This window comes from Candidatus Spongiisocius sp. (genome assembly GCF_965221825.1).
Lineage (GTDB): Bacteria > Actinomycetota > Acidimicrobiia > Spongiisociales > Spongiisociaceae > Spongiisocius.
This window is the reverse complement of the sequence record NZ_OZ244917.1, coordinates 466,455-493,098: the sequence shown is the minus strand read 5'-3', so window position 1 is coordinate 493,098 and position 26,644 is coordinate 466,455. Positions and strand designations below refer to the sequence as shown.

29 protein-coding genes and 1 tRNA gene are annotated in these 26,644 nt (G+C 67.0%); 2 read left to right on the top strand and 28 right to left on the bottom strand.

Going from position 1 to position 26,644, the window contains the following annotated elements:
- Position 1: 1 nt before the first annotated feature.
- From ACOQPD_RS02260 to ACOQPD_RS02235, 6 genes are all read right to left on the bottom strand, one after another.
- Complete coding sequence (locus ACOQPD_RS02260) at positions 2-865, bottom strand: tyrosine recombinase (protein ID WP_420613281.1); 864 nt, start codon at positions 863-865, stop codon at positions 2-4.
- Between the two features lie 31 nt (positions 866-896).
- The gene (locus ACOQPD_RS02255) at positions 897-2,552 is read right to left on the bottom strand and encodes a CTP synthase (RefSeq protein WP_420613280.1); all 1,656 of its coding nucleotides are present in this window, start codon (positions 2,550-2,552) and stop codon (positions 897-899) included.
- Between the two features lie 64 nt (positions 2,553-2,616).
- Positions 2,617-4,224, bottom strand: a complete 1,608-nt coding sequence (locus ACOQPD_RS02250; RefSeq protein WP_420613279.1) for a DNA repair protein RecN — start codon at positions 4,222-4,224, stop codon at positions 2,617-2,619.
- Positions 4,225-4,227: 3 nt separating this feature from the next.
- The gene (locus ACOQPD_RS02245; protein ID WP_420613278.1) at positions 4,228-5,049 is read right to left on the bottom strand and encodes an NAD(+)/NADH kinase; all 822 of its coding nucleotides are present in this window, start codon (positions 5,047-5,049) and stop codon (positions 4,228-4,230) included.
- Positions 5,046-5,816 carry a TlyA family RNA methyltransferase gene (locus ACOQPD_RS02240; protein ID WP_420613277.1) on the bottom strand — a complete coding sequence of 257 codons (771 nt, stop codon included), beginning with the start codon at positions 5,814-5,816 and terminating at the stop codon, positions 5,046-5,048. Before ACOQPD_RS02240 ends, ACOQPD_RS02245 begins: the two co-directional genes overlap by 4 nt.
- Positions 5,816-6,070: a hypothetical protein gene (locus ACOQPD_RS02235; RefSeq protein WP_420613276.1), complete on the bottom strand. Its 255-nt coding sequence runs from the start codon at positions 6,068-6,070 to the stop codon at positions 5,816-5,818. The genes ACOQPD_RS02240 and ACOQPD_RS02235 overlap by 1 nt, the downstream gene beginning before the upstream one ends.
- Positions 6,071-6,171: 101 nt before the next feature.
- On the opposite strand from ACOQPD_RS02235, the gene ACOQPD_RS02230 reads away from it, so the two are divergent.
- A complete protein-coding gene (locus ACOQPD_RS02230; protein ID WP_420613275.1) occupies positions 6,172-6,921 on the top strand; it encodes a rhomboid family intramembrane serine protease in 750 nt (249 codons plus the stop codon).
- 336 nt (positions 6,922-7,257) lie between these two features.
- On the opposite strand, the gene ACOQPD_RS02225 is transcribed toward ACOQPD_RS02230, so the two are convergent.
- The 16 genes from ACOQPD_RS02225 to ACOQPD_RS02150 all read right to left on the bottom strand — a co-directional run bounded on the left by ACOQPD_RS02225 (position 7,258) and on the right by ACOQPD_RS02150 (position 22,616).
- Positions 7,258-7,665, bottom strand: a complete 408-nt coding sequence (locus ACOQPD_RS02225; RefSeq protein WP_420613274.1) for an NUDIX hydrolase — start codon at positions 7,663-7,665, stop codon at positions 7,258-7,260.
- Complete coding sequence (locus tag ACOQPD_RS02220; protein WP_420613273.1) at positions 7,662-8,222, bottom strand: GNAT family N-acetyltransferase; 561 nt, start codon at positions 8,220-8,222, stop codon at positions 7,662-7,664. The genes ACOQPD_RS02225 and ACOQPD_RS02220 overlap by 4 nt, the downstream gene beginning before the upstream one ends.
- A gap of 38 nt (positions 8,223-8,260) precedes the next feature.
- Complete coding sequence (locus tag ACOQPD_RS02215) at positions 8,261-8,608, bottom strand: DUF4193 family protein (protein WP_420613272.1); 348 nt, start codon at positions 8,606-8,608, stop codon at positions 8,261-8,263.
- Positions 8,609-8,702: 94 nt separating this feature from the next.
- The gene (locus ACOQPD_RS02210; protein ID WP_420613271.1) at positions 8,703-9,587 is read right to left on the bottom strand and encodes a diacylglycerol/lipid kinase family protein; all 885 of its coding nucleotides are present in this window, start codon (positions 9,585-9,587) and stop codon (positions 8,703-8,705) included.
- A complete protein-coding gene (locus ACOQPD_RS02205; protein WP_420613270.1) occupies positions 9,584-11,617 on the bottom strand; it encodes a DEAD/DEAH box helicase in 2,034 nt (677 codons plus the stop codon). The genes ACOQPD_RS02210 and ACOQPD_RS02205 overlap by 4 nt, the downstream gene beginning before the upstream one ends.
- On the bottom strand, positions 11,614-12,333 hold the full coding sequence (gene tatC / locus ACOQPD_RS02200; RefSeq protein ID WP_420613269.1) for a twin-arginine translocase subunit TatC: 720 nt from the start codon (positions 12,331-12,333) through the stop codon (positions 11,614-11,616). Before tatC ends, ACOQPD_RS02205 begins: the two co-directional genes overlap by 4 nt.
- Complete coding sequence (locus ACOQPD_RS02195) at positions 12,330-12,899, bottom strand: Sec-independent protein translocase subunit TatA/TatB (RefSeq protein ID WP_420613268.1); 570 nt, start codon at positions 12,897-12,899, stop codon at positions 12,330-12,332. Before ACOQPD_RS02195 ends, tatC begins: the two co-directional genes overlap by 4 nt.
- 44 nt (positions 12,900-12,943) lie before the next feature.
- Positions 12,944-13,891, bottom strand: coding sequence for a helix-turn-helix transcriptional regulator (locus ACOQPD_RS02190; RefSeq protein ID WP_420613267.1), 948 nt, complete (start codon positions 13,889-13,891; stop codon positions 12,944-12,946).
- A complete protein-coding gene (locus tag ACOQPD_RS02185; protein WP_420613266.1) occupies positions 13,888-14,811 on the bottom strand; it encodes a helix-turn-helix transcriptional regulator in 924 nt (307 codons plus the stop codon). The genes ACOQPD_RS02190 and ACOQPD_RS02185 overlap by 4 nt, the downstream gene beginning before the upstream one ends.
- A 198-nt stretch (positions 14,812-15,009) precedes the next feature.
- Positions 15,010-16,365 (bottom strand): Pup--protein ligase, encoded by a 1,356-nt coding sequence (gene pafA, locus ACOQPD_RS02180; RefSeq protein WP_420614418.1) that lies wholly within the window; start codon positions 16,363-16,365, stop codon positions 15,010-15,012.
- Positions 16,366-16,413: 48 nt separating this feature from the next.
- On the bottom strand, positions 16,414-17,094 hold the full coding sequence (prcA, locus tag ACOQPD_RS02175) for a proteasome subunit alpha (RefSeq protein WP_420613265.1): 681 nt from the start codon (positions 17,092-17,094) through the stop codon (positions 16,414-16,416).
- Positions 17,091-17,882 (bottom strand): proteasome subunit beta, encoded by a 792-nt coding sequence (gene prcB / locus ACOQPD_RS02170; protein ID WP_420613264.1) that lies wholly within the window; start codon positions 17,880-17,882, stop codon positions 17,091-17,093. Before prcB ends, prcA begins: the two co-directional genes overlap by 4 nt.
- The gene (locus ACOQPD_RS02165; RefSeq protein WP_420613263.1) at positions 17,879-18,067 is read right to left on the bottom strand and encodes a ubiquitin-like protein Pup; all 189 of its coding nucleotides are present in this window, start codon (positions 18,065-18,067) and stop codon (positions 17,879-17,881) included. Before ACOQPD_RS02165 ends, prcB begins: the two co-directional genes overlap by 4 nt.
- Before the next feature lie 476 nt (positions 18,068-18,543).
- Positions 18,544-20,022 (bottom strand): depupylase/deamidase Dop, encoded by a 1,479-nt coding sequence (gene dop / locus ACOQPD_RS02160; protein ID WP_420613262.1) that lies wholly within the window; start codon positions 20,020-20,022, stop codon positions 18,544-18,546.
- 2 nt (positions 20,023-20,024) lie between these two features.
- A complete protein-coding gene (arc, locus tag ACOQPD_RS02155) occupies positions 20,025-21,764 on the bottom strand; it encodes a proteasome ATPase (protein WP_420613261.1) in 1,740 nt (579 codons plus the stop codon).
- Positions 21,765-21,827: 63 nt separating this feature from the next.
- The gene (locus tag ACOQPD_RS02150; protein WP_420613260.1) at positions 21,828-22,616 is read right to left on the bottom strand and encodes a tRNA (adenine-N1)-methyltransferase; all 789 of its coding nucleotides are present in this window, start codon (positions 22,614-22,616) and stop codon (positions 21,828-21,830) included.
- A 589-nt stretch (positions 22,617-23,205) separates the two neighbouring features.
- Between ACOQPD_RS02150 and ACOQPD_RS02145 the strand changes: the two genes are divergently transcribed.
- On the top strand, positions 23,206-23,445 hold the full coding sequence (locus ACOQPD_RS02145; RefSeq protein ID WP_420613259.1) for a hypothetical protein: 240 nt from the start codon (positions 23,206-23,208) through the stop codon (positions 23,443-23,445).
- A gap of 107 nt (positions 23,446-23,552) precedes the next feature.
- Here ACOQPD_RS02145 and ACOQPD_RS02140 read toward each other — a convergent pair whose 3' ends face one another.
- The 6 genes from ACOQPD_RS02140 to ACOQPD_RS02115 all read right to left on the bottom strand — a co-directional run bounded on the left by ACOQPD_RS02140 (position 23,553) and on the right by ACOQPD_RS02115 (position 26,620).
- On the bottom strand, positions 23,553-23,744 hold the full coding sequence (locus ACOQPD_RS02140) for a hypothetical protein (RefSeq protein ID WP_420613258.1): 192 nt from the start codon (positions 23,742-23,744) through the stop codon (positions 23,553-23,555).
- Positions 23,741-24,046 carry a hypothetical protein gene (locus tag ACOQPD_RS02135; protein WP_420613257.1) on the bottom strand — a complete coding sequence of 102 codons (306 nt, stop codon included), beginning with the start codon at positions 24,044-24,046 and terminating at the stop codon, positions 23,741-23,743. The genes ACOQPD_RS02140 and ACOQPD_RS02135 overlap by 4 nt, the downstream gene beginning before the upstream one ends.
- Before the next feature lie 109 nt (positions 24,047-24,155).
- Entirely contained in the window at positions 24,156-24,698 is a 543-nt protein-coding gene (locus tag ACOQPD_RS02130) for a gamma carbonic anhydrase family protein (protein WP_420613256.1), read from the bottom strand.
- A gap of 47 nt (positions 24,699-24,745) precedes the next feature.
- Positions 24,746-24,829: transfer RNA gene (locus ACOQPD_RS02125), tRNA-Leu, on the bottom strand.
- 60 nt (positions 24,830-24,889) lie between these two features.
- Positions 24,890-25,519, bottom strand: coding sequence for an MBL fold metallo-hydrolase (locus tag ACOQPD_RS02120; protein WP_420613255.1), 630 nt, complete (start codon positions 25,517-25,519; stop codon positions 24,890-24,892).
- Positions 25,520-25,534: 15 nt separating this feature from the next.
- The gene (locus tag ACOQPD_RS02115) at positions 25,535-26,620 is read right to left on the bottom strand and encodes an S-(hydroxymethyl)mycothiol dehydrogenase (protein ID WP_420613254.1); all 1,086 of its coding nucleotides are present in this window, start codon (positions 26,618-26,620) and stop codon (positions 25,535-25,537) included.
- Positions 26,621-26,644 lie beyond the last annotated feature (24 nt).

Sequence of the window (26,644 nt, the reverse complement as noted above, 5' to 3'; positions counted from 1 at the left end):
GCTAGAGGGCTCTCGGATGGGCTTCCACGTACACCTCGTGGAGGTGCTGAAGCGACATCCGAGTGTAGACCTGGGTGGTGGAGAGGCTGGCGTGCCCGAGGATTTCCTGCACGGTCCGGAGATCGGCGCCCCTCTCCACCATGTGGGTCGCGGCCGAGTGTCGGAGCACGTGGGGCGAGATGCGGGTACGGGGTATCCCCACCGCCTCGGCATGGGCGCGAACGATTCCGAAGACCCCCTGGCGGGTGAGCCGCCCTCCGCGCGCGTTGACGAAGAGGGCATCGTGATCCCTACGGCTCCGGCACATCTCGACCCGGTCGGGTAGGTAGGCCCTGATGGCCCGGACGGCAGGCCTGCCCAGGAGCACCAGGCGTTGGCGGCCGCCCTTGCCGGTGACCAGGGCGCTCATCGTGTCGAGGTCCAGGTCGGTCAGGTCGAGGTCGACCAGCTCGCTGACCCGCACGGCGGTGCCGTAGAGGGTTTCCAGCAGCGCCCGGTCGCGCCTTCCGAGCGGCGTATCAGCGGGTGGCGCCTCCACCAGCCGGATGGCTTCGTGCACGTCGAGGGCCTTGGGGAAGCCCATCCGGGTCCGGGGGGTCTCGGTGAAACGGGTGGGGTCGTCACGCGCCTGGTCCTCAGCCACCAGGAACCGGTGAAAGCCCCGCACCGCGGCCAGCTTCCGAGCGATGGTGGTGGAACGCATGCCATCCTCATGGAGGCTTGCCAGGAAGCTGTCGACCAGGTCCGGCGTGGTGGTCCGGTCACCCAGGTAATCGAGGTACGCCACCAGGTCGCGCCGGTAGGCGGTGATGGTGTTGTCGCTCAGACCCCGCTCGACCGACAGGACGGCCAGGTAGCCGTCCAAATGGCCCCGCAGCGGATTAGTGGCCGAAGCACTAGACGTAACCAGGCTCCCGCTCGCTCCCGAGGATCTCCGGCGCCGCTTCCCGGTTGCGGCGGAAGCGATCGGCGGCGGCGATGAAACCGGAGAACAGGGGATGCGGATCGAGCGGGCGCGACTTGAGTTCCGGATGAGCCTGGGTGCCGATGAAGTAGGGGTGAGAGGGCAGCTCGACGAACTCCACCAACTGCTCGTCGGGCGAGATGCCTGTCAGCGCCAGCCCCGCCTGTTCGAGATCCTTGCGGTAGCGGTTGTTGACCTCGTAGCGGTGCCGGTGCCGCTCGTAGATCAACTCCGCTCCGTAGAGCCCGCGAACGAGGGAGTTCTCCCTGAGCCGGGCCGGGTATACGCCGAGCCGCATGGTGCCACCCTTGTTTGAGACTCCCTGCTGGCGCTCCATGAGGTCGATGACCGGATGGGGTGTCATCGGCTTGAACTCGGTGCTGTGAGCATCGCGGAGACCGAGCACGTTGCGGGCGTACTCGATCACGGCAGCCTGGAGGCCCAGGCAGAGGCCCAGGAAGGGAATTCGGTTGGTGCGGGCATGCGTCACCGCTCGTATCTTGCCCTCGATACCCCTGATGCCGAATCCTCCGGGGACCAGGATGCCGTCCAGGTCGTCCAGGTGGGAACTCCCGAACAGTCCGTCGAGGTCTTCGGCGGGAATCCAGTGGATCTCGGCCCGTACGCCGTTGGCCAGCCCGCCATGGCGTATGGCCTCCACCACGGACAGGTAGGCATCGGGTAGGCCCGTGTACTTGCCTACCAGTCCGATGTTGACGGTGCGCGTGGCGGCCATGGCGCGCCTGACCATGTGCTGCCAGTCGGCTAGGTCGGGCTCCGGCGCCTCCAGTCCGAGCAGATCCACGATGGCGTCGTCGAGATCGTGGTCCCGCAGGATGAGGGGCATTTCGTAGATATCGGCCACATCCGGGGCCGGGATCACGGCGTCGGGATCGACATCGCAGAAGAGGGAGATCTTCTGGCGGACTCCATCGTCGATGGGCTTCTCCGAGCGGACCACGATTATGTCGGGCCGGATGCCTCGGGATCGCAGATCAGCCACCGAATGCTGCGTGGGTTTGGTCTTGAGTTCCTCGGTGGGACCGATCTGGGGAACCAGGGTGACATGGATATGCACCACGTTGCGTGACCCGACATCGTTGCGGAATTGCCGGACCGCTTCCAGGAAGGGCAGGATCTCGATGTCGCCCACCGTGCCGCCGATCTCGGCGATGACCATGTCCACATCCTCCCGGTCTCCCAGACGGCGAATGCGGTCCTTGATCTCGTTGGTGATGTGGGGGATCACCTGGACCGTGTCGCCCAGGTAGTCGCCCCGCCGTTCCTTGTTGAGCACCGCCAGGTAGACGGATCCGGTGGTGACGTTGGAGTCGCGGCTCAGGCTCTGATCGGTGAAGCGCTCGTAGTGGCCTAGGTCGAGGTCGGTCTCGCCACCATCGTTGGTCACGTAGACCTCGCCGTGCTGGAACGGGTTCATCGTGCCGGGGTCGACGTTGATGTAGGGGTCCAGCTTCTGGTTGACCACTTGGAGGCCGCGAGCCTTCATGAGCCGACCGAGGGAGGAGGCCGTAATCCCCTTGCCCAAGCTGGAGACGACTCCGCCGGTCACGAACACGAACTTCGTCACCGGCAAGACGCTACCACAACGAAGCGTAGGGTCCGGGGTTCTGGCGGCTGGATACGGTCCGCGATTACCCGGTGGGGAGTGGTGCCCGCCTTGCCATGGCGAGGGAACGGAGCTCGCGAGCATGATGATGGCCCCGCTCCGAGTCGGCCAGGCCGGACAGCATCCGGGACAGCTCGCGAAGGCGGGCGTCCTCCTCGACGACCCGCACGCAGGCTCGGGGACCCTCCCGTTCCACCACGATGTGCGAGTCGGCGAAGGCCGCGACCTGGGGAAGGTGGCTGACGCAGAGGATCTGGCGATCCTCGGAGAGGCGGGCCAGCTTGGCACCCATCGCCAGGGCGGTCGTCCCTCCCACTCCGGAGTCGATCTCGTCGAAGGCCACGATCCGGGCGGCGCCGGTTCCCGACGCTAGCCGCAGTGCCAGGACCAGGCGGCTCAGCTCTCCTCCCGAAGCAACCTTGCCCACCGGGCCGGGGATGAGCCGGGAGTCGGATGCGAACAGCAGCTCCACTGTGTCGGCTCCGAACGGCCGCGGCTCGGCCTCACCGATCTCGACCCGTACCAGCGGGTCGCCGAACCCGAGCTCGCGCAGGTGCCGGCAGGCGCTCTCGGAGATCCGCGTGGCGGAGTCCCTGCGAGCCACCCGGAGTTCTCGCCCGGCCTCGAGCAGATGGCCGGTGGCCGCGGCATGTTCCCCGTCGAGGCGGGAGGCTCGCTCGATCAGGCCTGCGATCTTCGCCAGCCGGGTCGCGGCCCGGTGCCGGAAGGAGTGGATTTCCTCGATGTCCGATCCGTACTTGCGCCGCAGGTCTCCCAGCAGGTTCAGGCGCTGGTTGGCGCGGGCCAGCGCCTCGGGATCCGGCTCGGTTCCCTCCCAGGCCTCCCGGGTAACGCTCAGAGTGTCGGTCAGCGTCGCATCCAGCGCCTCGACAAGCTCGGTGAGGCCGCCTCTCGAGGGATCGAGGTCTCGGACGCGCCGAGCCGCGTCCACCACCGGGCCGACACGGTCGCGGGCGATGCCCAGATCGCGGTGCGCCTCCGCCAGGAGATCAGCCACTTCCTCGGCGTTTCCGAGCCTCCTCGCCTCCAGTTCCAGCGCCATGTCCTCGCCGGGGTTGAAATCGGCCCGGTCGATCTCGCCGACCTGGTAGGCCAGCAGGTCCATCTCGCGTTCCAGCGCCCGCATGTCCCCGCCGAGTTCCGTCCGGAGCGCCTCCACCTCGCGCAATGCTCGCCAGGCTTCCGCGTAGCCGGCGACGACCCGGTCGGATTCCAGCTGCAGATCGATGAGGGCGCGCACCGCCCGGGGACGGGTGATCGCGATCGGATCGTGCTGGCCCACGATCTCCACCACGCCGTCGAGTCTCTCGGCCAGCGCACGGGCCGGGACCATGCGGCCATCGAGGTAGGCGCGGCTGCCCCCCGGGTGTATCGAGCGGGCGAGGACCAGCTCCTCCCCGTCCAGAAAGAACCTGCCCTCGACCCGGGCCTCCTTGCCGTGCGGACCGATCAGCGCGGAACGAGCGGGGGCTCCGGCGAGCAGCCGGAGGGCGCCCAGCATGAGGGTCTTACCGGCTCCAGTCTCACCGCTCACCACCACCATCCCGGGCATGAACCCCACCCGGGCCGTGTCGATGATGCCGAGGTTGGCGACCGACAGCTCGTCAAGCACGGGTCAGGCCAGCGAGAACTTCTGCTTCACGGACGCCGGGAAAGAACGCTCGGCGAAGCAGGCGAAAGTTACGTGACCGGCGCCCTCGACCTCGATCCAGTCCCCCGGACGCATGATGGCAATCTCCCGGCCGTCCACGCCCACTCCCGCCGGCCGGTCCTCCATGACCTCGAAATGGAGCCTGCGTTGTGGCGGGAACACCATGGCGCGGGAGAAGAGGTAGTGGGGTGCGACCGGAGTCATCACCAGCATGTCGAGCGCCGGATCGATGAGGGGGCCCCCGGCGGAGAGGTTGTAGGCGGTGGAGCCGGTCGGGGTCGCCACCACCACCCCGTCTGCGGGGTAGTTGATGAAGGGCTCACCGTCTATCGAGATGGCGAGGCGAACGGTCCGCTGGTTCTCGATCTTCTCAACCACCACATCGTTGAGACCGATAGTGGGCGGATCTCCGTTGATCGAGGCGGCCAGCAGCATCCGCTCCGTGGTGAGCCATTCGCCGGAGGCCATCCGGTCGAGGAAGGTCGGAACGTCGTCAGGAAGGGCGTCGGCCAGATAGCCGAGACGTCCGTCGTTGATCCCGTAGAACGGCGCCCCGCTGTCCCTGCCCAGACGCACCGCCTTGAGAACCGTCCCGTCCCCTCCGATGGCCACTACCAGGTCGAGACCGGCCTCCCCGTCGAAGGGGGTCGCGGCCACCTCGATGAGGTCGGCCGCGTCCGGCGCCGCCACCACCTCGACTCCCCGGTCCAGGAGGGCGGTCACCAATGCCCGCGTCCAGCCCACCGTGCGAGCCTGGCGGATGTGCGGGACGAGAGCGATCCTCATCCGAGGTCCTCCACGACCCGTTCCGGATCGATGACCATGGGACCTTGGCGGAACCATCCCAGGACCTCGCGGTTCCCGTTCGCCCCTTCGACGGGCGAGCGGATGAGGCCGATCGCTCCCAGGCCGCCTGCGGACAGTCCGGTGACGGTGGAGGCGACCGTGCGTTTCCACAGTGCCGGGTCGCGTAGTACGCCCCGGCGGTCGACCGAACCGGGTCCGGCCTCGAACTGGGGCTTGACCAGCAGGATGTAGTGGCTACCGGTGTTCCCGAGACTCATCAGGGCCGGCGCGATCGTCAGAAGCGAGATGAAGGAGACGTCGGCTGCGATCAGGCCGAACGGCGCCCCGAGGCGGTCGGGGTCGGCGTGACGGATGTTGGTCCGCTCCACGACAGTGACCCTGGGGTCGTCGCGAACGTATTCGTGCAGCTGCCCGTATCCCACGTCGACGGCGACCACCCGAGCCACGCCGTGCTCCAGCAGGCAGTGGGTGAAGCCCCCGGTGGAAGCCCCCACATCTATGGCCTCGAATCCGGCGACATCGATAGCGAACTCCTCCAGGGCAGCCTCCAACTTGAGCCCACCCCGACTCACATAGCGAGGGGGAGATGCGGCCCAGCGCAGCGGCGTGCCCTTGCTCACCAGAGTGGCGGGCTTCGGCAGCGGTATGCCGGCCACGATCACCCTACCCTCGCGGATCGCCCGGGCGGCGGCGCTCCGCGAGTCGACCAACCGGCGCCGGACCATCTCGACGTCCAGGCGCCGCATCATTCCCGGGAGTGGTGGGATTCGTGGCCCGCGGCGGCCACGAGGTTGTCGAGAACCTCGCGAGCCTGCCGAGCGTCCGTACCGCCCAATCGGGCCTCGAGGAGCTCGGCCAGCGCGGCGGCCGGACCCGCCACCCGGCTCGCGTCCAACCCTTCCACGGCGCGCACATAGGACTCGATGGCGGCGTCGGTCGGGGGCGTATCCTCCGGCGCGGGATGGGTGGGCTGCTCGCAAGCCTGACTCATACTCCTCATTATTGCGCGTCGGGCTCGGATTGCTACCCGACCGACCACTGACCACTTATCTAGGGTGGTAGGCACATGAACGCAGGCGCACCCAACCGGAAGTCGACCGGATGATTCCGATTCGGGATCTGAACCCGGGCATCAGGCGACCCATCGTCTCCCTGCTGCTGATCGCATCCGTGGTGGCGGTCTACTTCCTGGTCCAGCCGGCGGATCCGGCGGATGAGTACGAGTTCCTGGTGCGCCAAGCGGCCATCGGGTGCGAGATCAGCACCAACGAGGCCGTCTCGCTGGAGGAGATCCGTTCCGAACGGTGCGTTTCGGGCGACGGCGGGGCGGTCTTCCCCGAGAAGTCGCTCCCGCTCAGCGTGGTGGTCTCCATCTTCCTGCACGGCGGCCTGGCCCACCTGCTGGGCAACGTCTGGAGCCTCTGGCTGTTCGGCAACAACGTGGAGGACGCCTACGGCCGGGCCGGCTACCTGCTGCTCTACCTGATATCGGGTGCGGTGGCCACCTTCGGCTTTGTGGCGCTGAATCCGGACTCCACGGCGCCCCTGGTCGGGGCCTCCGGCGCCATCGCGGGGGTGATGGGGGCCTACTTCGTCCTGTTCCCGGGGGCGCGGGTGCTGAGCATCATCCCGCCGATATTCATCCCCTTCCGCATGCCTGCTGCCCTGTTCCTGCTGCTCTGGTTGGGGGCCCAGTTCCTCCTGGCCGGGGGCGCGTCGGGAATCGCCTGGGAGGCCCATGTGGCCGGATTCCTCTTCGGGATGGTGGTGACGCTGGTGTTCCGGCGAGGCCTGACCGCCCGCCTGACCGACCTCAAGCTCCGGAGTGCCGATCCGGCCGGTTACTCATAGCGTCCTATCCGGTCATTCCTACCTGGATCTGAGGGCTGTCGAGAACGCGAAAATCTCGGAATCAAACCCCTCCCCAGCGGGCCCATCCCCCAGCCACCACCTCCTTTGGTCAGAGCGCGGCCTGTCATCCCCCGACGGGTCCGCTCCCGGATTGATCCCGGATCCGGTCCCCTCGACGTCGAATACAAGAGACCGGCGGTGCTTGTGACTGCCGGACAGTATGCGACGGGCCCGTGACAGTTTCAACCCCCTTGTCGGGCGGCGGGCCGCGCCACGGTGGACGGTACAGGTCGCGGAACGCGGGCACCAAGGACTCTGCGCCGTCCGGACGCCCGCTCAGATGCCCAGCCGGTCCAGCAGGTCGTACATGGTCGGCGTGAGAGGCCATGACCGCAGGTCCTCCAGGGGGACGAAGGCGACGTCAGCTGCATCGTCTCCGGCGCGCAGTTCCCCGCCCGTCACCCTGCCGGTGAAGTCAACCAGGACGACATGGTGCTCGGGGGGTTCCGAGGCGCCCAAGGATTCACCGGTCCACACCACGTCGCCCAGCGCAACCTCGAGGCCGGTCTCCTCCCTGATCTCACGGATCGCGGCGTCGGTCAGGCGTTCGCCGTAGCGGACCTTGCCGCCGGGTATGGCCCACGATCCGGCCAGGATGCCTCTGCCGCGCTCGACGAGCAACATCCGGCCCTCGTCGATCACCACCACACCCACACCGACCAGCGGTGATAGCCGGTCGCTCACGACTCGACCGTTGGCCGGTAGTGGGCCCGGATACGGCGCCCACCGTCGCCCAGGTCGCTGTGATGCATGACGATCGACCGTGCCGCGAATCCCCCCGCTTCGAAGAAGTTCTTGGCGAGGCGGTGACCGGGCAGGACATGGGCGTCGAAGAGTTGGTGGCCGGTGCCACGGAAATCCTCCAGGAGCGTTTCGCGCATCACCTCCCCCACCCCGACCCCGCGGGCTTCCTGCTCCACGAAGACCATGCGGATAGCGGCCACGCGCACCCCTGCCTCGTGGGCGAGCAGCGACCGCGACCGGCCCAGGATGAAGCCAAGCGGGTAGCCGTCTATCTCACCGAGATAGACGCGCGCGCCGGCGTCATCGAGGCAGGCCAGAAACGATTCCTCGACAGGTTCGTCCAAGCCGTCGGCTCGGGGCCACATGGGGTGGATCGCCACCATCTCGGCTTCGAGCTTGCGATATAGATCGACCAGGAATACCACGTCTGCGGTATCGGCGGGCCGGGCGGTGACCGAGATGTCCATGCCACAGACGGTAGCGAGGAGCGTGCCCAAGCTCCTAGACCGGCGGGCTCCACCGCCGGCCGGCGTGATCAGGCACAGTCGCGACAGAGGGCGTCAGCAGCCAGCTGCACCTTCTTGAGGCGTAGAAAGCACGACCGGCAGACGAACTCGTCGCCCCGCATTTCCTCTGCCTTGATGTCGAGGTTCATCTCGGAGCGGCGGATCTCCCGGATCTCGCCGGTCTCGTCCACCAGCATGGTGGCCGACTCGGTCGCCTCGACGGTTTCCAACTCCTCCGCCTCCAGGGCGTCGAGTTCGACGGCGCCGTTGCCGTTCTCGTCATCGTTGTCCCCGTCACCGGCTCGGCCGTCGGGGTTCTCGTTGTCCAGGTTGTTGCCGCCTTCCCGGTCGAACGGATCTCGGATCGTGTCGTCCAAAACCTCTATTCCCCCCGTCTGATCGCGGCGAGAGTATACGCATGCGCTCCCGGTCTGCGAACAGTAACGCCGCCTTCGGTCGGGTGCGACGGATTCAGATCATCAATCGGAGGCATCCCGCTTGAAGCCGGACCAGGAGCGGGGTCCGGCCGATGGGCTCCCCATCCACCTCGACCGGCCAGGGTAGGTCGGTCTCGATCCGCGCCTCGGGGGCTACGAACCGCCGGACACCGGGGTCGGCGAGGTGATCCCCGCCTCTTGCCTTTCGCATCAGGGCAGCCACCTCTCTCCTGCGGCTGGTGATGATCTGCACGTCGAGCAGGCCGTCCACCATGGAGGCCCTGGGGGCGATGTTGAAGCCGCCGCCGAAGAACTGAGCGTTGGCCGCCACGACGGTGAGGGCCGGGCCGGAGAACTCCCGCCTGCCGGCCTGGACCCGCGCGTCGATCCTGCGCCACGAGGGCAGGGATGCGGCCACCGCCGCGACGTAGCGGAACGCACCGAAGCGACCCGGTATGCGCCGGGCGGTCCTGGCGGCCGACGCCGTCGCTCCTGCGCTAGCCACGTTGAGGAAGTACCTCCGGCCCCACTCGCCCATGGCCAGGCCGACGTCCACCGGATAGGGCGCCCCTTCGACCAGTCGAGCGGCCGCCCGGTCCAGGTCGGAACCGATCCCGAACGTCCGGAGCAGGTCGCAGCCGGTGCCGGCCGGGAGGATCCCCAGGAGCGGTGCCGCCTTCCACCGATGGGCCATGATCTCGTTGAGCACCGCGTTGACCGTCCCGTCTCCCCCCACTGCCACCAACCGCCGCCGGCCGGCGCGGGCGGCGTCCCTGACGGCATCCCTCAGCGCGGCCGTCCCGTCCACCTCCATAACATCGGCGGGCACGGAAAGGGACCGCAGGGCGGCCAGAGTGTCGTCCTTGGCAGACCGGCCCCGGCCGGCATGTGGGTTCACCAGCACCAGCCAGGGAGTCATACGACGCCGCCGGCGGTGACGATTCCCCGATCGATGGCCCGGCGGGCGCGGCTTGCCGCGCTTTCGAGGTCGCTGTTCCCCAGGACACGCGCCGCGTCTCCCACCTGGCGCAGGAGGTCGAGAACGGATCGGGTGGTACGGACGAAGTCCCCGGCGGCGAGAGAGCCCTCGTCAAGGAGCTCCTCCAGGTCGAGCCGGAGCGCCCAGGCGTAGGCGAGCCAGGCGAACCCGGGATGGGGAAAGCGCGTCACGGGCAGGCCGTGGTGCTGCTCGGTGGCGGCGAGGTCTTCGGCCTGCTCCACCAACCGGCGCCAAGCGCTCTCGAGGGGCGTCGTGGGCCAGCCGTCCGGCTCCTCCGCGTCGCGTCGCGGCTCGTAGGCGAAGGTGGATACCAGGGCCACCAGTTCCGGCGCACGCAGCCCGTCGAAAACCCCGTCGCGTGTCGCCTCGACGAGCAAGAGGCCCAGGTCGTTGTACACGACCCGGAGCGCCTCTCCCCCGGGCTCGAGTGCCCAGTCTCGGATGTGTCCGCGTTGCTCGAGGAGCCGCCGGGCCCGGTCGAACCTCTGCAGAAGACTGCTCCGGCGAGGTCCCGACCTGCGGGCGCCCCCGTTGCTGCGGCGCCGGCTGCGCCGGTCCTGGAACTCAGCGAACGAGGCTGCGAGGAGCCGCTCGGCCTGGCGGCGGGAGTAGTTGGCCACCAGGTTGACCAGCATGTTGTAGGTGGGACGGAAGCTGGACCGGAGAGGGTGGCTGCCGAGCCGGGCGATCGACGCCATCCGCTCGAAGGGCACGAAGGGGGAATGCAGCACCACTCCGTGGCCCACCGTATCGATACCCCGCCGTCCGGCCCGACCTGTCAGCTGGGTGAACTCGCCGGGGAGCAACAGTTCATGGCTCTCGCCCGTGAACCTTGACAGCCGGTCGAGAACGACGGTCCGGGCGGGCATGTTGATGCCCAGCGCCAGAGTCTCGGTGGCGAACACCACCTTGATCAGCCCGTCGCAGAAGAGTTGTTCCACCACCTCCTTGAAGGCGGGCACGAGGCCGGCATGGTGGGCCGCCACTCCCCGCTCGAGCCTGGCCAGCCACCGGTCGTGTCCCAGGGTCCGCAGGTCGGACCATGCGAGGTGGTCCGTACCCTCCTCGGCCCGGCGCCGGATCTCGTCCCGTTCGGCGGCGTCGGTGAGCCGGATTCCGGTCGCGACGACCTGGTCGGCCGCATCGTCGCACCCGGCCCGCGAGAACAGGAAGTAGATGGCCGGGAGCAGGTCGAGAAAGGCGAGATGCTCCACTACCGAGGTTCTCTTGGGCGGCGAGAACCTGCGGCGACGGCCACCCCTCCGGGCCAGGAGGCGTGGAATGGCCGCATTGGGACGGATCCCGCCGGACCCCTCCATGTAGAGCGGTAGGAGATGCACCTCCCGGTCGAAGCGGTCCCAGACCGACCACCACCGTTCGAGGCGCACCGGCCGGTGCTCCTCTACGATCAACTCGGTGGGTCCCCGGCGGGAGCGCAACCAGTCGGTGAACTCGGCCGCGTTGGACACGGTCGCCGACAGGCACACCAACCGGATATGGGGTGGAGCGTGGATGATCACCTCCTCCCAAACCGCGCCGCGGAACCGGTCCTGGAGGTAGTGAACCTCGTCGAGGACCACTGTGTCGACCCTGGACAGGTCAGATCCGGCGTAGATCATGTTGCGCAGCACCTCTGTGGTCATCACCACCACGGGAGCATCGTGGTTGATGGTGTTGTCGCCGGTGAGCAACCCGACCCGGTCGCTTCCATGGATGGCGCCGAAGTCGCGGAACTTCTGGTTGGACAGCGCCTTGAGAGGCGTGGTGTAGAACACGCGGCGCCGGTTGGCCAGGCTCAGGTGGATGGCGGCCTCGGCTATCAGGGTCTTACCGGCGCCGGTGGGCGCGGTCACGACCACCGAACGGCCCATCTCCACCATCTCGGCGGCCAGTACCTGGTAGGGATCCGCCGTGAACGGAAGGGATTCGAAGAAGGTGTGAACCCTCATTTTTTCAGGGTCAGGCGGATCAGCCAGATGGTGGCCTCGTAGAAAAGGTAGAGGGGGGTCGAGAGCAGCAGGAGCGTGACCGGATCGCCGGTGGGGCTCACCGCGGCCCCCACCACGACGATGATGAGCACCGCCCAGCGTCGACCGGCCGCCAGCTTGTCCGAGGTAACCGCGCCGGCCGCGGCCGCGCCGAACAGGAACACCGGGAACTGGAACGATATGCCGAACAGCAACAGGAACCGGATCACGAAACGGGTGTAGAGCTCGACCGTCCACAGGTTCTCCAGGTCCTCGAAGATCGAAACGAGGAACGCCACCGCCCGGGGGAGGCTCCAGTAGGCGAATCCGACGCCGAGGCAGAACAGGGTGACCAGCGCTGCCACCACCGGGAACGCCCACTTGCGTTCTCTCTGGGTAAGCCCCGGGTTGATGAAGGCCCATGCCTGGAATGCGATCACGGGACTGGCCAGGACCGTCCCGCCGAAGAGCGACATCCGCATCGCGATCGAGAACTGATCGGTGGGGCCGGTCACCACCAGATCCCGCCCGGCCACCTCGCTGTAGGAGTTCTGCAGCAGGTGGAGCATCTGGTTGCGGAAGAAGAATGCGACCACAGTGCCGACCCCCACCGCAATGAAGGTCTTGACCAGACGCGACCTGAGCTCCGTGAGGTGCTCCATCAGCGGCTGGCCGGAGGAATCGGCCCCTTCCGTCATTCGCCCTTGTCCGGTGGCTCGTCCTCTTCAGCGTCGGCAGGGGGATCCCGGAGCTGGTCGCCGTCCCCCGCCGGGACGTTCGTTGCGGGGCCGTCCTCAGCAGGTGGGCCAGGCGTTTCTAGCGGTACCACGTTCTCGGGCATCGGGTCGTCCAGTCCCGCCCACACCTCGCTCGGGGAAACGCCCACCGGGGGTTCGGGGGCCACCCATCGTGCCTCATGGGCCTCCGGGACGGGAGTCCCGGCAGCCGAGGCGGGTTGGCCGGTGTCCTCCAGGGACTGCCTGATGTCGCGGTCGACCGCGCCGGCGGCATCGGCGGTCTCCGCCAGCGTGCGCTTCACATCGCTAACCGGTTCGGCGAGATCCTGGCGGAGTTCCTTCATCGGCTCGCGTATGGGAGCGACCTCCCGCTCGATCCCCTCGCGAAGATCCCTCACTGCGTCCCGGAGCTCGCGGACGTACTTGCCGATGGTGCGAGCTATTTCGGGCAGGCGGTTCGGCCCGAATACCACCAGGGCAATCACGGCGATGGTGAGAATCTCGAGACCGCTGAACGTGTCGAACACGATCCCATGCTACCGGCGCGCGCCTACCCGTCCCCGACGGCGGTTCAGGTCCCGGAGGCCTCGTATCGGGCCAGGATCGCTTCGCGCAGGCGTTCGGTCTCCTCCCGTACTTCCCGTCCCTCGATCAAGCGTGCCTGCTCGCCCAGGCGGAGGAGCAGGCGGGCTCCGACCCGTGCGTCCGACATGGCGAAGCGGATGACGAGTTCCTCGCCGGTGTCCTCCAGTATCTCGACCGGGTAGTACTCGGCCACCCACCTGGCGCCGGACCGCAGGGCGAGCCGGGCGTAGATGGCGTCGGCGGACGGGGTGTAGTCGACATTCGTAGCGGCCGGCAGCTTGGCCGGAGGTGCGAACACCTCCCCCGACTCGTCCACCGATCGGATCCGGTCCACGCGGAACAGGCGCCGGTCACCGGCCAGACGGCAATGCGCCAGGAGGTACCAACTCCCCATCGAGGCGTGGACCATTAACGGTTCGATGGCTCGAACGGTGGTCCGGTTGGTGCTAAGGGACAGGTAGGTGATGGTCAGCACGGTCCCGTCCCGGGCGGCCCGGCGCAGGGTGTCGAGATGGTCGGGTTCGGGAGGCAATTCGGCCGCGATGACGGTTGGGGCCTCCGGGAAGAGGGCACTGGTCAGCTTGTCCACCGCCCTGGCCAGCGCCTCGTTCCCCTGGGAAGTGCCGGCCACGGCCAGACCGGCGCTGAGCAGGCCCAGAGCTTCGTGCGGCGTGAGCCGGAGCGGTCGCGAGAGGTAGTCGGCCATGTCCAGAACCACCTCGTCCCCATCCATGTACGCCACCATCAGGTCACCGGGGCCGTAGCCGGGTAGCCCGCAGCAGAAGAGCAGGTTGAGATCGTCGGCGAGCTGGCGACGGCTCGTGTAGCCGAACCGCTCCATGACCTCGGTGACGGTCGGGTAGGGGTTGGCCAGCGCCCACGGGACCAGGGCCAGGATCCGGGCCAGCCGCTGCTGTGTCTTGGAGGCGGTCACCGGCCGGCCTCGAGCCTCCGGACCATCTCGGCCCGGAGTTCCGGAGGGTCGAGGATCACCGCCCCGTCATCGAGTTGGATGACGATGTCGAGCAACGAGTCGCTCGTGTAGGGGACCTCCAGGATCGTTCCTCCTGCCTCGGTACGCCCCACGGCCGTGGCATCGGGAAACCGGTCTTCGACCCACCAGGCGATGTCGGCATCGCATTCGATCAGGGACCGCTGTGGCTCGCGTTGCTCCCAGGGCAGCGACGCCAGGATGTCCCGGGCGCTGAAGCCCTCGGGCCGCGGGAAGGCGTCCGGTTCTCCCACCATCTCGAGGTGCTCCGTCCGGTCGAGCCGGTACGTCCGAATCGTTCCGTCCTGTCCCGGCTCGACCCCCGCGAAGTACCAGTGGCCGCGCCGGTGGTGCATGGCGTAGGTGTGAAGGGTGCGCGGCCGGCCCCGATAGGTGAACCGGAGCCGGCGGCGTTCCAGCACCGCCTGGAAGATGAGACCGAGGTACTCGCTGCCCAGACCCAGGTCGGCGCCCACCGGTGTGTCCGTGTCGGCGAGCCGGGCCCCGCCCAGCTTGAGCAGGCCGTTGGCGCCCGACGGCCAGCCGCCGGAGCGCACCATGTGCACCGCGAGGGCCAGCGCGGTCCGTTCCTCATCGGTGAGTCCCGGTTCGATGGTCCGGTAGTTGCGATCCGGGACCACGTAACCCCACTCGACCTCCCAGGCGTCGGTGGCTTCCTTCTCGAGTTCGATCCCCAGCTCGCGCAGGCTGGCCTTGTCCCGCTCGAACTTGCGGTGGAAGGCCTGGTCGGACAAGCTCTGGTACCCGGCCACCGTGTTGCGTATCTGCTCGGCGGTGACGGGACGCGACGAATCGACCAGATAAGCCAGCAGGTTGATCAAGCGTTCTACGACGGTGCTCATGGTCTACCAAATGTACCGATCTCGATGGTCCGTGGCTAGTGGTCAGTGGTCAGTGAGTTCCTTAACCCTGGGAGGATGACGCGGCAATCGAAGGGGCTTGAGGGCCACAAGGAACCTGGTTGACCGATCAGGTCGCAACCGGCCACTGGCCACTACAAGCCACAGGCCACTGACGCAGAAGGCTCTCCTCTTCGGATTTCATAGGCCAGCGATCAGGCGCTCCACCCGCTCGTCGAATGCCTTGAAAGGATCCTTGCAGAGCACGGTCCGCTGAGCCTGGTCGTTCAGTTTCAGGTGGACCCAGTCCACCGTGTAGTCGCGGTTGCGGGCCTTGGCGGCGGCGATGAACTCGCCCCGGAGCCGGGCACGGGTGGTCTGCGGAGGTTTCTCCTTGGCGATGGCGATGGCGGCGTCGGTTACGAGGCGCTCCACGACACCCCGCCGGGCCAGCAGGTAATAGAGGCTGCGATCCTCCGTCACATCGTGATAGCTGAGGTCCAGGAGCTGGACCCGGGCGTCAGAGAGCGTCAGGTCGTGCTTGGCCCGGTAGCGCTCGATGAGGTGGTACTTCGTGACCCAATCGACCTGGCGTTCGAGAGAGAAGGGGTCCTTCTCCAGGCCGGTGAGCAGGTGCTCCCACATCTCGACGGCTCGCTGCACCGAGGGTGGGAAGCCGGGGCTCCGGGCGTACCGGATGATCCGATCCAGGTATTCCCACTGGATGTCAAGGGCGGACAGCATCCGGCCGTTGGCCAGGCGAACCGGTTGCCGGCAGGTCGGATCCTGGCTGATCTCCCGGATGGCGCGGATGGGGTTGGCCAGGGTCAGGTCCCGGAACACCACATCCGCTTCGATCATCTCCAGCAGCGCGACGGTGGCGCCCACCTTGACGTAGGTGGCGTATTCGTTCATGTTGGAATCGCCGGCGATCACATGAAGCCGCCGGAAGCGCTCGGCGTCGGCGTGAGGCTCATCCCGCGTGTTGATGATGGGCCGCGATCTCGTGGTGGCCGAGGACACCCCTTCCCAGATGTGATCGGCGCGTTGCGAGATCGAGAAGGTGGGCCCCTTGGCGGTCTGGAGGAGCTTGCCCGCCCCCGAGAAGATCTGGCGGCTGACCAGGAACGGTATGAGGATGTCCAGCATCTTCTGGAAGTCAGCCTTGCGGAGCACCAGGTAGTTCTCATGGCACCCGTAGGAGTTGCCGGCCGAGTCGGTGTTGTTCTTGTAGAGGAAGATGTTCCCCCTGATGCCGTCGTTCCGGAGCCGCTGTTCGGCGGAACGCTGGAGGTCCTCCAGGACTCGTTCCCCGGCCTTGTCGTGCGCCACCAGGTCGAGGAGGTCGTCGCATTCCGGTGTGGCGTACTCCGGATGGCTTCCGACGTCCAGGTAGAGCCGCGCTCCGTTCTCGAGGAAGACGTTCGAGGACCTACCCCAGGTCACGACCCCGCGGAACAGGATGCGGGCCACCTCATCGGGACTGAGGCGGCGCTGGCCACGAAGGGTGCACGTGATCCCGAACTCGTTCTCGATTCCGAAGATGCGCCGGTCCATGGCTCGATAGGCTAAACGCACCGGCGGCCGGTCCTGCCGAACACCGGCCTATTCGGGGGCTGCGATCCCGCCGAGTTCTTCCTTGGTCAGGCGGCGGAACCGGCGCGGCGGACCCTCCCGCGCCAGAAGGGCGCCCTCCCAGCCGTCGATCGCGCGGTCCTCGACATCCCGGAAGGCTTCGGCGGCCAGGGCCAGGGCCTCCACCAGGCCGGGAGTGCCCTCGTAGGCCTCCCCCAGCCGGTCGGAAAGCTCGTCAGCCTGCCCCCCGATGGCCGTGTAACCCCGCTTGTCGTACAGGGTGCCGTCGTATGTCACCTTGAACAGGCGATCCTCGGCCACGGTCCGGCCGACCTCCGCCACGAGCACCTCGACCTCGAAGGGCTTGGGTCCCTGAACGAAGATGTTTCCCAGCGTCTGCGAGAAGGCGGACGCCAGGCTCTTGCCGGTGACGTCACGGCGCCCGTACTGGTATCCCTTGATGTCTGCGTAGCGGATGCCCGCCACGCGCAACGACTCGAACTCGTTGTACTTGCCCACTCCGGCGAAGGCGATCCGGTCGTAGATCTCGGAAATCTTGGTGAGAGTGCGGCTGGGGTTCTCCGCCAGCAGCAGTACCCCCTCCTGAACCTCCAGGGCGGCGATCGATCGCCCTCGGGCGATGCCCTTGCGGGCGTACTCGGCGCGGTCCTTGACCAGCTGTTCGGGGGCTACGTAGAACGGGAGGGTCACCGGACCACCTCCAATGCCCGTTCGGCTGCCGCCGCGACCGCTCTCTCGTCGACCTCCTCAAGACCGTCGGTGGTTACCGTGATCACATTGGGGTAGATCCCGCGCCGAAGGTCGGGACCTCCGGTCGCCAGGTCCTGGCCGGCCGCCGCCACTAGTGCGGCGATGCTGTGGTCGATGGCCTCGGTCCGGGCGGATCCGGGGCTGTATACCGTTCTCAGGTATGCCCGTGCTTCCCGGCTCCCCGACCCGACGGCACCGAAGTCCCGCTCCTCGTAGCGCCCCCCGATGGCGTCGAAGGTGAACACGTGCCCGGTTCCGTCGTCGGGATCGATCCCGCAGAACAGCGGTACCACCACGAACCCCTGCAGGGCCATCGGAAGCTGGGAACGAACCATCCGGGCGAGGTAGGTGGCCTTACCGTCCAGGCTGAGCCGCACGCCCTCGAGCTTCTCGTAGTGCTCCAACTCGGTCTGGAAAAGGCGGATCAACTCGACTCCGAGCCCCGCTGTTCCCGATATGGCGACGGCCGAGTAGGAATCCGCTGCGAAGACCTTCTGGATGTGGCGATGGGCGATGTCGTAGCCGGCCGTAGCCTGGCGATCCCCCACCATCACCACCCCGCCGTCGTAGCGGAGGGCCAGCACCGTGGTGGCGTCGGGCGGTTGGAAGCCGGCAGGCGCGCCGTCGGGCCCGAGTGCCCACTCCGGAGCGAGATCGAGCGACCTGATCAGCTCGGTGAAGCTGGCGCCGGGCAGGGGCGCTCCGAGAGGAAGCAGGCTACCTGTCACTGCCCACCCTTCTGCACGTAGTTCTTGACGAACTCCTCGGCGTTCTCCTCGAGTACGGAATCTATCTCGTCCAGGAGTTCATCTATCTTGTGAACGCCGCCTTGGCCGGCGACGTGCGGAGATGCCGTAACCGGCTCGGAGACCGCGCCGGGACGGCGCCGGGTCCGTTCTTGTTCCTGTGCCATCTCTTTTCCTCCTAGTGGTCTGCCTGCGAAACAACTTGGTGTGGTCTGGCGGTCATCGGTGTCCCGTCGCTGCGTTCCGCTTCCTCAACGTACCCTGCGGGTATGCCTTCGTCAGCGGGCCTTGCGAGGAACACCGCTGCCTTCGCCGGACCACACCGCCATTCCACAGGCAGACCACAGTGGTCTGTCCGCGAAACAACTTGGTGTGGTCTGGCGGTCATCGGTGTCCCGTCGCTGCGTTCCGCTTCCTCAACGTACCCTGCGGGTATGCCTTCGTCAGCGGGCCTTGCGAGGAACACCGCTGCCGACGCCATACCACACCGCCATTCCACAGGCAGACGCGAAAGTGGTCTGTCCGCGAAACAACCAGGCGTGCTCTGGCGGTCATCGGCTTCGTCTTTCTGTGAAAGGGCGGTATGGACGGTTGATGGCAAGATCTCGAGTCTGTGACAGCGGGGCCTGCCCAATCCACGTGCTCAGCATCCTCCCAGAGCGTCCAGAAGCGCGGCCGCGTCCGGAGAGGTGTCGAGCAGGTCTCCAACCAGGGACTCGTTACCACGCAAGGGCTCCATCATAGGCACTCGCTTGAGGGATTCCTCACCCACATCGAACACCAGTGAGTCCCAGTTGGCCGCCACGAGCGAGTCGGGGTACTTCTTGACGCATCGTCCTCGGAAGTAGGCGCGGGTGTCGGCCGGCGGTTCCAGGGTCGCCCGCCGTAGTTCGTCGTCGCCGAAGATCCTCCGGAGCAGCCCCCGCTCCTCGAGCCGGTATGCCAAGCCCTTGCGGGGGTCGGTGTCGTGGTACTGGAGTGCTGCCATGGCCAGCTTGGGATCGTGCCATTCCAGGTCGTCCCGCCGGCGGAAGGCGCTCAGCATGCGTAGCTTTGCGGTCCAGTCGATCCGGTCCGAAGTGAGCATCACGTCGTGCTCCAGGTCGTTGAGGATGGAACTCCACTCGGTGATGACGTCCGCCCACACCGGGTCCGGATGGTTGGAGGCCGCATACTTCGACAGCCACTCGAGGTAGCGGAACTGGAGCTCGAGAGCGGTGGCGGTCGACCCGTCGGACATCGCGATGGGGAGGCTGAGGGAGACGTCATGGCTCAATTGCCACGTAGCCGAGACCGGGTCTGCCAGGGCCAGATCGTCGGGGATGGCCCGGTCCTCGATGGCGGCCAGCAGCAAGGCGGTGGTTCCCAGCTTCACGAACGTCTGTACCTCGGACATGTTGGCGTCGCCGATGATGACGTGGAATCGGCGATACCGGGCCGGGTCACCGTGAGGCTCGTCCCTGGTATTGATGATGGGTCTCTTGAGAGTGGTCTCCAGGCCGACCTCCTCCTCGAAGAAGTCGGCTCGCTGGCTGATCTGGTACCGCACCGGCGGGCGGCCGTTCTCGGAGCCGAGCTTCCCCGACCCGGTGAAGATCTGGCGGGTTACCAGCCATGTCGTGGCGTAGCGGATCAGGTCGGAGAAAGGCAACTCCCGGTCGACCAGGTAGTTCTCGTGGTAGCCGTAGGAGTTGCCCTTCCCGTCGCTGTTGTTCTTGTGGACGTACATGTACTCGCCCGGCCGGAGGATCTGGTAGGCCTGGTCCACGGCCGTGGCAACCACCCTCTCCCCCACCTTGTCGTACAGGGCGGCCTGCCGGGGATCCACGCATTCGGGGCTGGAGTACTCGGGATGGGCGTGGTCGACGTAGAAGCGGGCGCCGTTGGTCAACACCACGTTGACCAGGCCGGAATCGGGCTCGGCCAGGCCGTGGTCCTCGTGGCCGCCCCCGCGGGCGTCGCGGCCCGGGGTTTCCTCGTCGAACGACCATCGCACTCGAACGCGTCCCCCCTGGTAGGAGTTGACCACGAGAGAGGAAGCGAGGGTCGGGTTGAAGTCCGGTTGGTTGCGGACGGTGATCCCGTATTCGGTCTCGGTCCCGATGACTTTGGGGGTTGCCATGCCTACAGGTACTGGCCTGCGCCGACCGCCTCGATGGTCCTCGACTCGTCCTCTCCCTCGATGAGGGTTCGAACGTATACGATCCGCTCCCCCTTCTTCCCGGATATTTTGGCCCAGTCGTCCGGGTTGGTGGTGTTCGGGAGGTCCTCGTGCTCCCGGAACTCCTGCTTGATCCCGACCAGCAGGTCTTGGGCGCCGATCCCGCCGGCGTCGCCGGCTATCCGCCGCTTGATGGCAGCCTTCTTGGCCCGGCGGACGATGTTCTCGATCATGGCGCCGGAGGCGAAGTCACGGAAGTAGAGGACTTCCCGGTCACCGTTCTGGTAGGTGACTTCGAGGAAGCGATTCTGGTCGCTCTCGGCATACATCTTCTCCACCACGCGGTCAACGATGCGGTCCACCAGTACAACCGGATCACCGCCCGCAGCTTCGAGAGCCTCGGCGTCGAACGGGAGGTCGGGACCGAGGTAGATCTTGAAGATCTGCCTGGCCGCCGAACTGTTGGGACGGGCGATTTTGATCTTCACGTCCAGCCTTCCGGGGCGGAGGATGGCCGGATCGATGAGGTCTTCCCGGTTGGAGGCGCCGATCACGATCACGTTCTTGATCATCTCCACGCCGTCGAGTTCCGAGAGAAGCTGCGGGACGATGGTGGACTCGACGTCCGATGAGATGCCGGTGCCCCGGGTCCGGAACAGGGAGTCCATCTCATCGAAGAAGACGATTACGGGCACGCCCTCGTCCGACTTCTCCCGGGCTCGCTGGAAGATCAGCCGGATCTGCCGCTCGGTTTCGCCCACGTACTTGTTGAGAAGCTCCGGACCCTTGATGTTGAGGAAGTAGGACCGGGCATCCTGGTGGCCGGTGCGCCTGGCCACCGCGTCGGCCAGGCTGTTGGCCACCGCCTTGGCGATGAGGGTCTTGCCGCAGCCGGGAGGCCCGTAGAGCAGAACACCCTTCGGCGCCACCAGTCCGTATTCCTCGAACAGGTCGCGGTGGACGTAAGGGAGTTCGACCGCGTCCTTGATCGCTTCGATCTGGTCCTTGAGTCCACCCACCTGCTCGTAGGTGACGTCGGGAACCTCCTCGAGAACCAGTTCCTCCACTTCGGGCCTGATCAGCCTCTCGTAGGCGAGGCCGTGGCGGGGATCGATGCGGACGTGGTCTCCGATCCTCAGGAAAACACCCTGCAAGGGTCCTGCCAGCTCCACGACCCGCTCCTCGTCGGCGTGGGCCATCACCAGCAGGCGGTCGTCGGAGAGGAGCTCCTTGATGGTGACGACCTGACCCTGGCGGTCGAAATCCCTCACCTCCACGATGTTCATCGAGTCGTTCACCAGCACCTGCTGACCGCGCTGGAGCTCCTTGATCTCGATGGAGGGTTGGGCGTTGACACGCATCTGCCGCCCCCCGCTGATTACGTCGACCGTGCTGTCGCTGTTGACAGCCAGGACCGTGGCGAACGGATTGGGGGCGGTGGTCAGCTTCTCCACCTCGGCCCTGAGCATGGCGAGCTGTTCCCTGGCCTCCTCCAGCACGGCGGACAGCTTCTCGTTGCGCTGGCCGGCCAGGGCAAGCTGGGCCTTGACCTCGGCGAGGCGGCTCTCCAGCATCCGAACCCGGCGCGGGGCGTCCTGGAGACGACGGCGCAGGACGGATACTTCTTCCTCGAGAGCATGGACGGTGCCCCGGAGCGCGTTGACCCGGTGCTCGTACTCGTACGGCATCTGTCGATCAGTCATTCACCCGCCTGAGCATTTCGGGCAGTATACGAGTGGTTGCGCTCTTCTTGGGCAATCGAACCCTCAGGGGTGGACGCATCGAGCGGTGGTCACGAATCCGGTGTGGCCGACCATTCCGTGGTCCGGGCGCACCGAACGGCCCGCGACGTGCCAGGTCCGGAGCAGGACTTCGAAGGTCTCGACATCTACGAACCGGTCGCTGGACTCCAGGGTGCTGTGGATCCTGTCGACCTGCGGGACCGTGGGGACGTAGCCGGCGACGAGACCGCCGGGTCGTAACGTCTCAGCTGCGGCCGGGATGACCTGCCAGGGCTCCGCAAGGTCCAGGAAGAGGCGGTCATGCTCGACCTCGGCCACGATTTCCCGGACATCGCCCACCCGGAGGTCGAGGTGTCCGGGAATCGATCCGAAGTAGCGCTCGATGTTGGCCCGCCCGCGGGCTGCGTGGTCCTCACGGAGCTCGCACGAGACAACCCGGCCGGTCGGGCCCACCGCCCGGACCAGGGCCATAGTGGCGGCGCCGGATCCCGTTCCCGCCTCCACGACGGTGAGGCCGGGGCCGATGTCGGCATGCAGGAGGATCGGGCCGAGATCCTTCGGATACACGACCTGCGGCCCGCGTCGCATCTTGAGGATGTAATCGGCCAGGCGAGGACGGACACCGATCAGCGGTGCGCCGTTCGAGGATGTGAACCTGGTGCCTTCGGGCCGGCCGATAATGTCGGCGTGGGCAAGGCTTCCCCGGTGGTACTGGAAGGTTGCGGTGGAGCGCAGGTGCAGCAGGTACTTGCGGCCCTTGTCATCGAGCAGGAGCGCCGGCTCGCCCTCCCCGAACGGGACTCCTGCAGCCACGACCGTCAGAACCCGATGGAGGCAAGGCTGGCCACCATGGTCAGCACCAGGCCCGCCACGGTGACCCAGACCACCACCTTCACCCATGTGGGCGTCTGCCTCATCAACTCTCCCATGTTCCGGCCGGGTGCCATTTTCCGTAACTCTCGACACCCTGCCGTCAATCTAGTGTCCAGTATCACCGCAGAACGCGACAATCGGCCGCCGAGAGCCCGTAATCTGGAACCTGGGGCCAGAACGCCGTGCGTGGTGCTGTGTTCCTGAGGTTCAGGGCGCCGTGGGTGGCGCCCTACACCCAAAGTTCGAGAAATCGCTCGAAAAGCCGCGAAAAACGCCAAATCCGGCCCTCCCCGCTGGGCCCTCCCCCGCCACCACCACCGTTGGCTTGGGGGCGTGTTCGGCCATGCCCGGGTTGGGGCCGGGTGTCGGCGAGGTGCTCCCTAAAGCCTGAGAATGTTCCCTGCGGGCCAGGCCGGTCTGATCGGTGAGGCGCTTGCGGCTGGTGTAGGTGCTTGGCGTTAGGCAAGTTATAGGGTGGCTGTGACAGTTTCAAGGCCTTTGTCCGGCCGGGCTACGGCTAGCCTGGGCAATGATGTTCCGTTTCTTCTCCGCCGGTCGCGGCGTTCGTTACCTCTTCCAAGGCCTTCGGGAAGGTCGGTGGCCGCTCATCCTGGTGGGCCTGACCGTGCTCGTGGTGCGGTTCAACAAGCGTTGGAGGCCGGCCGGCTCACGGGTAGCGAAGGCTCGGCTGACGGCCGGCCAGTCGGTGGGTCTGCGGGTCTCGCGGCCGGGCGAGGCGCCGGTGGCCTTCCGGGTGGACGGGAAGTAACTACACCCCGGCTCTTCTTCACAGCTCGGGGTTTCCGGTGCGAACGGAGTGGGAGCCCGGGCTCCGACCCGGAGCACCCCGGTGGGCCGGAACAGTGAGAATCAGGGCTAGAGGCGGTGGATCTCGATACGGGCGCCGCGGCGCCGGGCGCGTCTACGTCCGATCAGGAAGGCGGCGGCGAGGGCGCCCGCCCATCCCAACGCATTCCTCATCGCAGCCGAGCGGACGAAGTCACCGGTGTCCGTGACGGCTTCCTCGATCTGGCGAGCCTTGGCCTCGATGTCGTCACGGGTGATCACGGGGACTCCCTCGGGCGGTTGACCAGCCACATTACGAAGAGGGCCATCAGGGCGGCGACCGCCGCGCCGATAAAGTAGCCCAGGACACTCCATAGAGCGCTGTCGGGAAGCAAGTCCAGCACCAGCCTCAGCCCGGCGATGGAAAGCAATAGCCACCCAACGGCGAACAGCAACCCCGCCAGCAAACTGAACCCCGCGAAACGCGCCACTCTGCGCAAGGGAGCGACCGTCTCCTGAGCGAGGTAGGCCTTGGACATCTCGATCAACTCGGATATCAATTGGGGGATTTCAGGTGGTTTCATGACCTACGGGTCCGGCAGGGGGGCTGAAGCCTAGCGGTGGTACGCGGGTATTCCCCCATGGATTGTATGTGCCCGGGCGGCCGCCGCCCGCAACGGGAGAAGGCGAGGCTCAGCCCAGCAGCGGCTTGTAGGCCTCCAGGAACTGCTGGTACGTGGCCACCCCGGATCTCTGGCGCTCGATCTCGTCCTCGGTCAGCCGCCGGACGGGCTTGGCCGGGATGCCCATGGCGAGGGTCCACGGTGGGATGCTCCGGCCCTCCGGGAGCACGGCGCCGGACGCCAGCCAGGCCCCCTCGCCCAGCTCGGAGCCGGTGAGCGCCATAGCGCCGATCCCGACCAGGCAATGGTCGCCGACTCTCACGCTGTGAAGCACCGCGGCATGCCCGACGGTGGCGTTCCTGCCCACCACGCACGGGAAGCCGGGGTCGCAGTGAATCACCGTGTTGTCCTGGACATTCGATCCGGCCCGCACCTCCACCCGGTCCAGCTCGGCGCGGATCACCACCCCGAACATGACGACGGCGCGGGCTTCTATAACTGCGTTGCCGTAGATATGGACGCCGGGCGCCACGAACGAGTCGGGATGGATGGAAGGTGTTCCCAGGACCACCGGCCCTTCCGGCTCCCCATGGGTTTGATCGATCTGAGACACGGCCGGAAGGATACTGTCCGGCCCGGTGTGACCGGGTGGTTTGCCGGTGTCGGAGAGAGGACTCGAACCTCCACGCCCTTGCGGGCACTAGGCCCTCAACCTAGCGCGTCTACCAATTCCGCCACTCCGACGGGCGGCCACCGATTATAAGCGGCCCCACACCCCTGGTAGGAGGCCGCCGGGCGCCTGCGTCAGCCGATACCCAGCTCGGCGATCCGATCGAGTACCCCGGCCCGTTCTGCGCCGATGGTGGTGCTGTCGCCGTGGCCGGTGTGGACGACGGTCTCGTCCGGGAGCACGAGCAGCAGGTCGCGAATGCTCCGCAGGATGGTGGGCCGGTCGCTGAAGCTCCGACCGGTGGCGCCCGGCCCCCCGTTGAACAGGGTGTCGCCCGAGAACACCAGCCCGCTCCCTTCGTCCCGGAAGCAGCACGAGCCCGGTGAATGACCGGGAGTGTGGATCACGCCGAGTTTGTGCCCGGCCACCCGCAGGGCGCCGCCGTGCTCCAGGTCACGATCCGGAGCTTCCTCGGCATACACCATGTCCCACAGCATCCGGTCGTCCGGGTGGAGCATGATCGGAGCGTCGACCCGTTCCCGCAGGGCCACCGCCGAGTCGATGTGATCGTTGTGGCCGTGGGTGAGCAAGATGGCGGTAACCCGCCGTCCGGCCACCGCCTCCACGATCGGAGCGTGGTCGTGGCCGGCATCGATCACCAGCACTTCCCGGTCGTCACCGACCAGCCAGTTGTTGTTGGTGACCTCCCACTCCCCGCCGTCTAGGCGGAACAGCCCGGCAGTCGTAACCAGTTCGAGAGCCATCGGTCTAGCTCCGGCTCAGAATACGACTACCGAGCGAAGCACCTCGCCGCGCTCCATCTTGTGGAAGGCCTCCTCGACGTCCCCGACGCCGATCGTCTCCGAAACGAAGCGGTCGAGGTCGAGGCGGCCCTGGAGGTAAAGGTCGATCAGCATGGGGAAGTCCTTCGAAGGGAGGCAGTCGCCGTACCAGCTCGACTTCAGGGCGCCGCCGCGGCCGAAGACCTCGATGAACGGCAGTTCAAGGGTCATGTCCGGGGCGGGCACCCCCACGAGCACCACCGTGCCGGCCAGGTCACGGGCCTTGAACGCCTGCTGGTAGACGTGGGGCAGGCCGATCGCCTCGATGGCCACGTCGACCCCGTTACCCCCGGTCAGCTCCTTGATGGCGTGGACCGGGTCCTTGTCGTTGGAGTTGACGGTGTGGGTGGCGCCGAACTCGGTGGCCCATTCGAGCTTGCGGTTGTCTATGTCTACGCCGATGATCGTGGTCGCTCCGGCCAGCTTGGCGCCCGCGATGGCGCCGTCGCCTACACCCCCGCAGCCGAACACCGCCACGCTGTCGCCGGGGCCCACACCCCCGGTGTTGATGGCCGCCCCGATACCGGCCATGACGCCGCAACCGAGCAGGCCGGCCGCCACGGGCGAGGCGGCGGGGTCCACCTTCGTGCACTGGCCGGCCGCCACGAGGGTGGCTTCCGCGAAAGCGCCGATGCCGAGGGCGGCCGATAGCTCCGTCCCGTCGGCGAGGGTCATCTTCTGGGAGGCGTTGTGGGTGCTGAAGCAGATGTTGGGCCGGCCCCGCAGGCACGACCGGCACTGGCCGCACACGGCCCGCCAGTTCAGGATGACGAAGTCCCCTGGCGCCACCTCGGTCACGCCGGGGCCCACCTCCTCGACCACTCCGGCGGCCTCATGGCCCAGGAAGAAGGGGAAGTCGTTGCTGATGCCGCCCTCGCGGTAGTGGAGGTCCGTGTGGCAGACTCCACAAGCCTGGATGCTGACCACGGCTTCACCCGGGCCGGGATCCGGAATGACGATTTCCTCCAGGGCGACCGGTTCGCCGACCGCCTTCGACACCACACCCTGCACGGTCCGCGGCATTGTTTTCTCCTCTGTTGGTCCTAA

What these genes read in the sequence shown, in the direction of transcription:
- ACOQPD_RS02245 (WP_420613278.1), bottom strand. Translation starts at nt 5,049, where the DNA reads ATGAGGATCGCTCTCGTCCCGCACATCCGCCAGGCTCGCACGGTGGGC.
- ACOQPD_RS02240 (WP_420613277.1), bottom strand. Translation starts at nt 5,816, where the DNA reads ATGCGGCGCCTGGACGTCGAGATGGTCCGGCGCCGGTTGGTCGACTCG.
- ACOQPD_RS02235 (WP_420613276.1), bottom strand. Translation starts at nt 6,070, where the DNA reads ATGAGGAGTATGAGTCAGGCTTGCGAGCAGCCCACCCATCCCGCGCCG.
- ACOQPD_RS02230 (WP_420613275.1), top strand. Translation starts at nt 6,172, where the DNA reads ATGATTCCGATTCGGGATCTGAACCCGGGCATCAGGCGACCCATCGTC.
- ACOQPD_RS02210 (WP_420613271.1), bottom strand. Translation starts at nt 9,587, where the DNA reads ATGACTCCCTGGCTGGTGCTGGTGAACCCACATGCCGGCCGGGGCCGG.
- ACOQPD_RS02205 (WP_420613270.1), bottom strand. Translation starts at nt 11,617, where the DNA reads ATGAGGGTTCACACCTTCTTCGAATCCCTTCCGTTCACGGCGGATCCC.
- tatC (WP_420613269.1), bottom strand. Translation starts at nt 12,333, where the DNA reads ATGACGGAAGGGGCCGATTCCTCCGGCCAGCCGCTGATGGAGCACCTC.
- ACOQPD_RS02185 (WP_420613266.1), bottom strand. Translation starts at nt 14,811, where the DNA reads ATGAGCACCGTCGTAGAACGCTTGATCAACCTGCTGGCTTATCTGGTC.
- pafA (WP_420614418.1), bottom strand. Translation starts at nt 16,365, where the DNA reads ATGGACCGGCGCATCTTCGGAATCGAGAACGAGTTCGGGATCACGTGC.
- ACOQPD_RS02165 (WP_420613263.1), bottom strand. Translation starts at nt 18,067, where the DNA reads ATGGCACAGGAACAAGAACGGACCCGGCGCCGTCCCGGCGCGGTCTCC.
- dop (WP_420613262.1), bottom strand. Translation starts at nt 20,022, where the DNA reads ATGGCAACCCCCAAAGTCATCGGGACCGAGACCGAATACGGGATCACC.
- arc (WP_420613261.1), bottom strand. Translation starts at nt 21,764, where the DNA reads ATGACTGATCGACAGATGCCGTACGAGTACGAGCACCGGGTCAACGCG.
- ACOQPD_RS02145 (WP_420613259.1), top strand. Translation starts at nt 23,206, where the DNA reads ATGATGTTCCGTTTCTTCTCCGCCGGTCGCGGCGTTCGTTACCTCTTC.
- ACOQPD_RS02135 (WP_420613257.1), bottom strand. Translation starts at nt 24,046, where the DNA reads ATGAAACCACCTGAAATCCCCCAATTGATATCCGAGTTGATCGAGATG.
- ACOQPD_RS02120 (WP_420613255.1), bottom strand. Translation starts at nt 25,519, where the DNA reads ATGGCTCTCGAACTGGTTACGACTGCCGGGCTGTTCCGCCTAGACGGC.
- ACOQPD_RS02115 (WP_420613254.1), bottom strand. Translation starts at nt 26,620, where the DNA reads ATGCCGCGGACCGTGCAGGGTGTGGTGTCGAAGGCGGTCGGCGAACCG.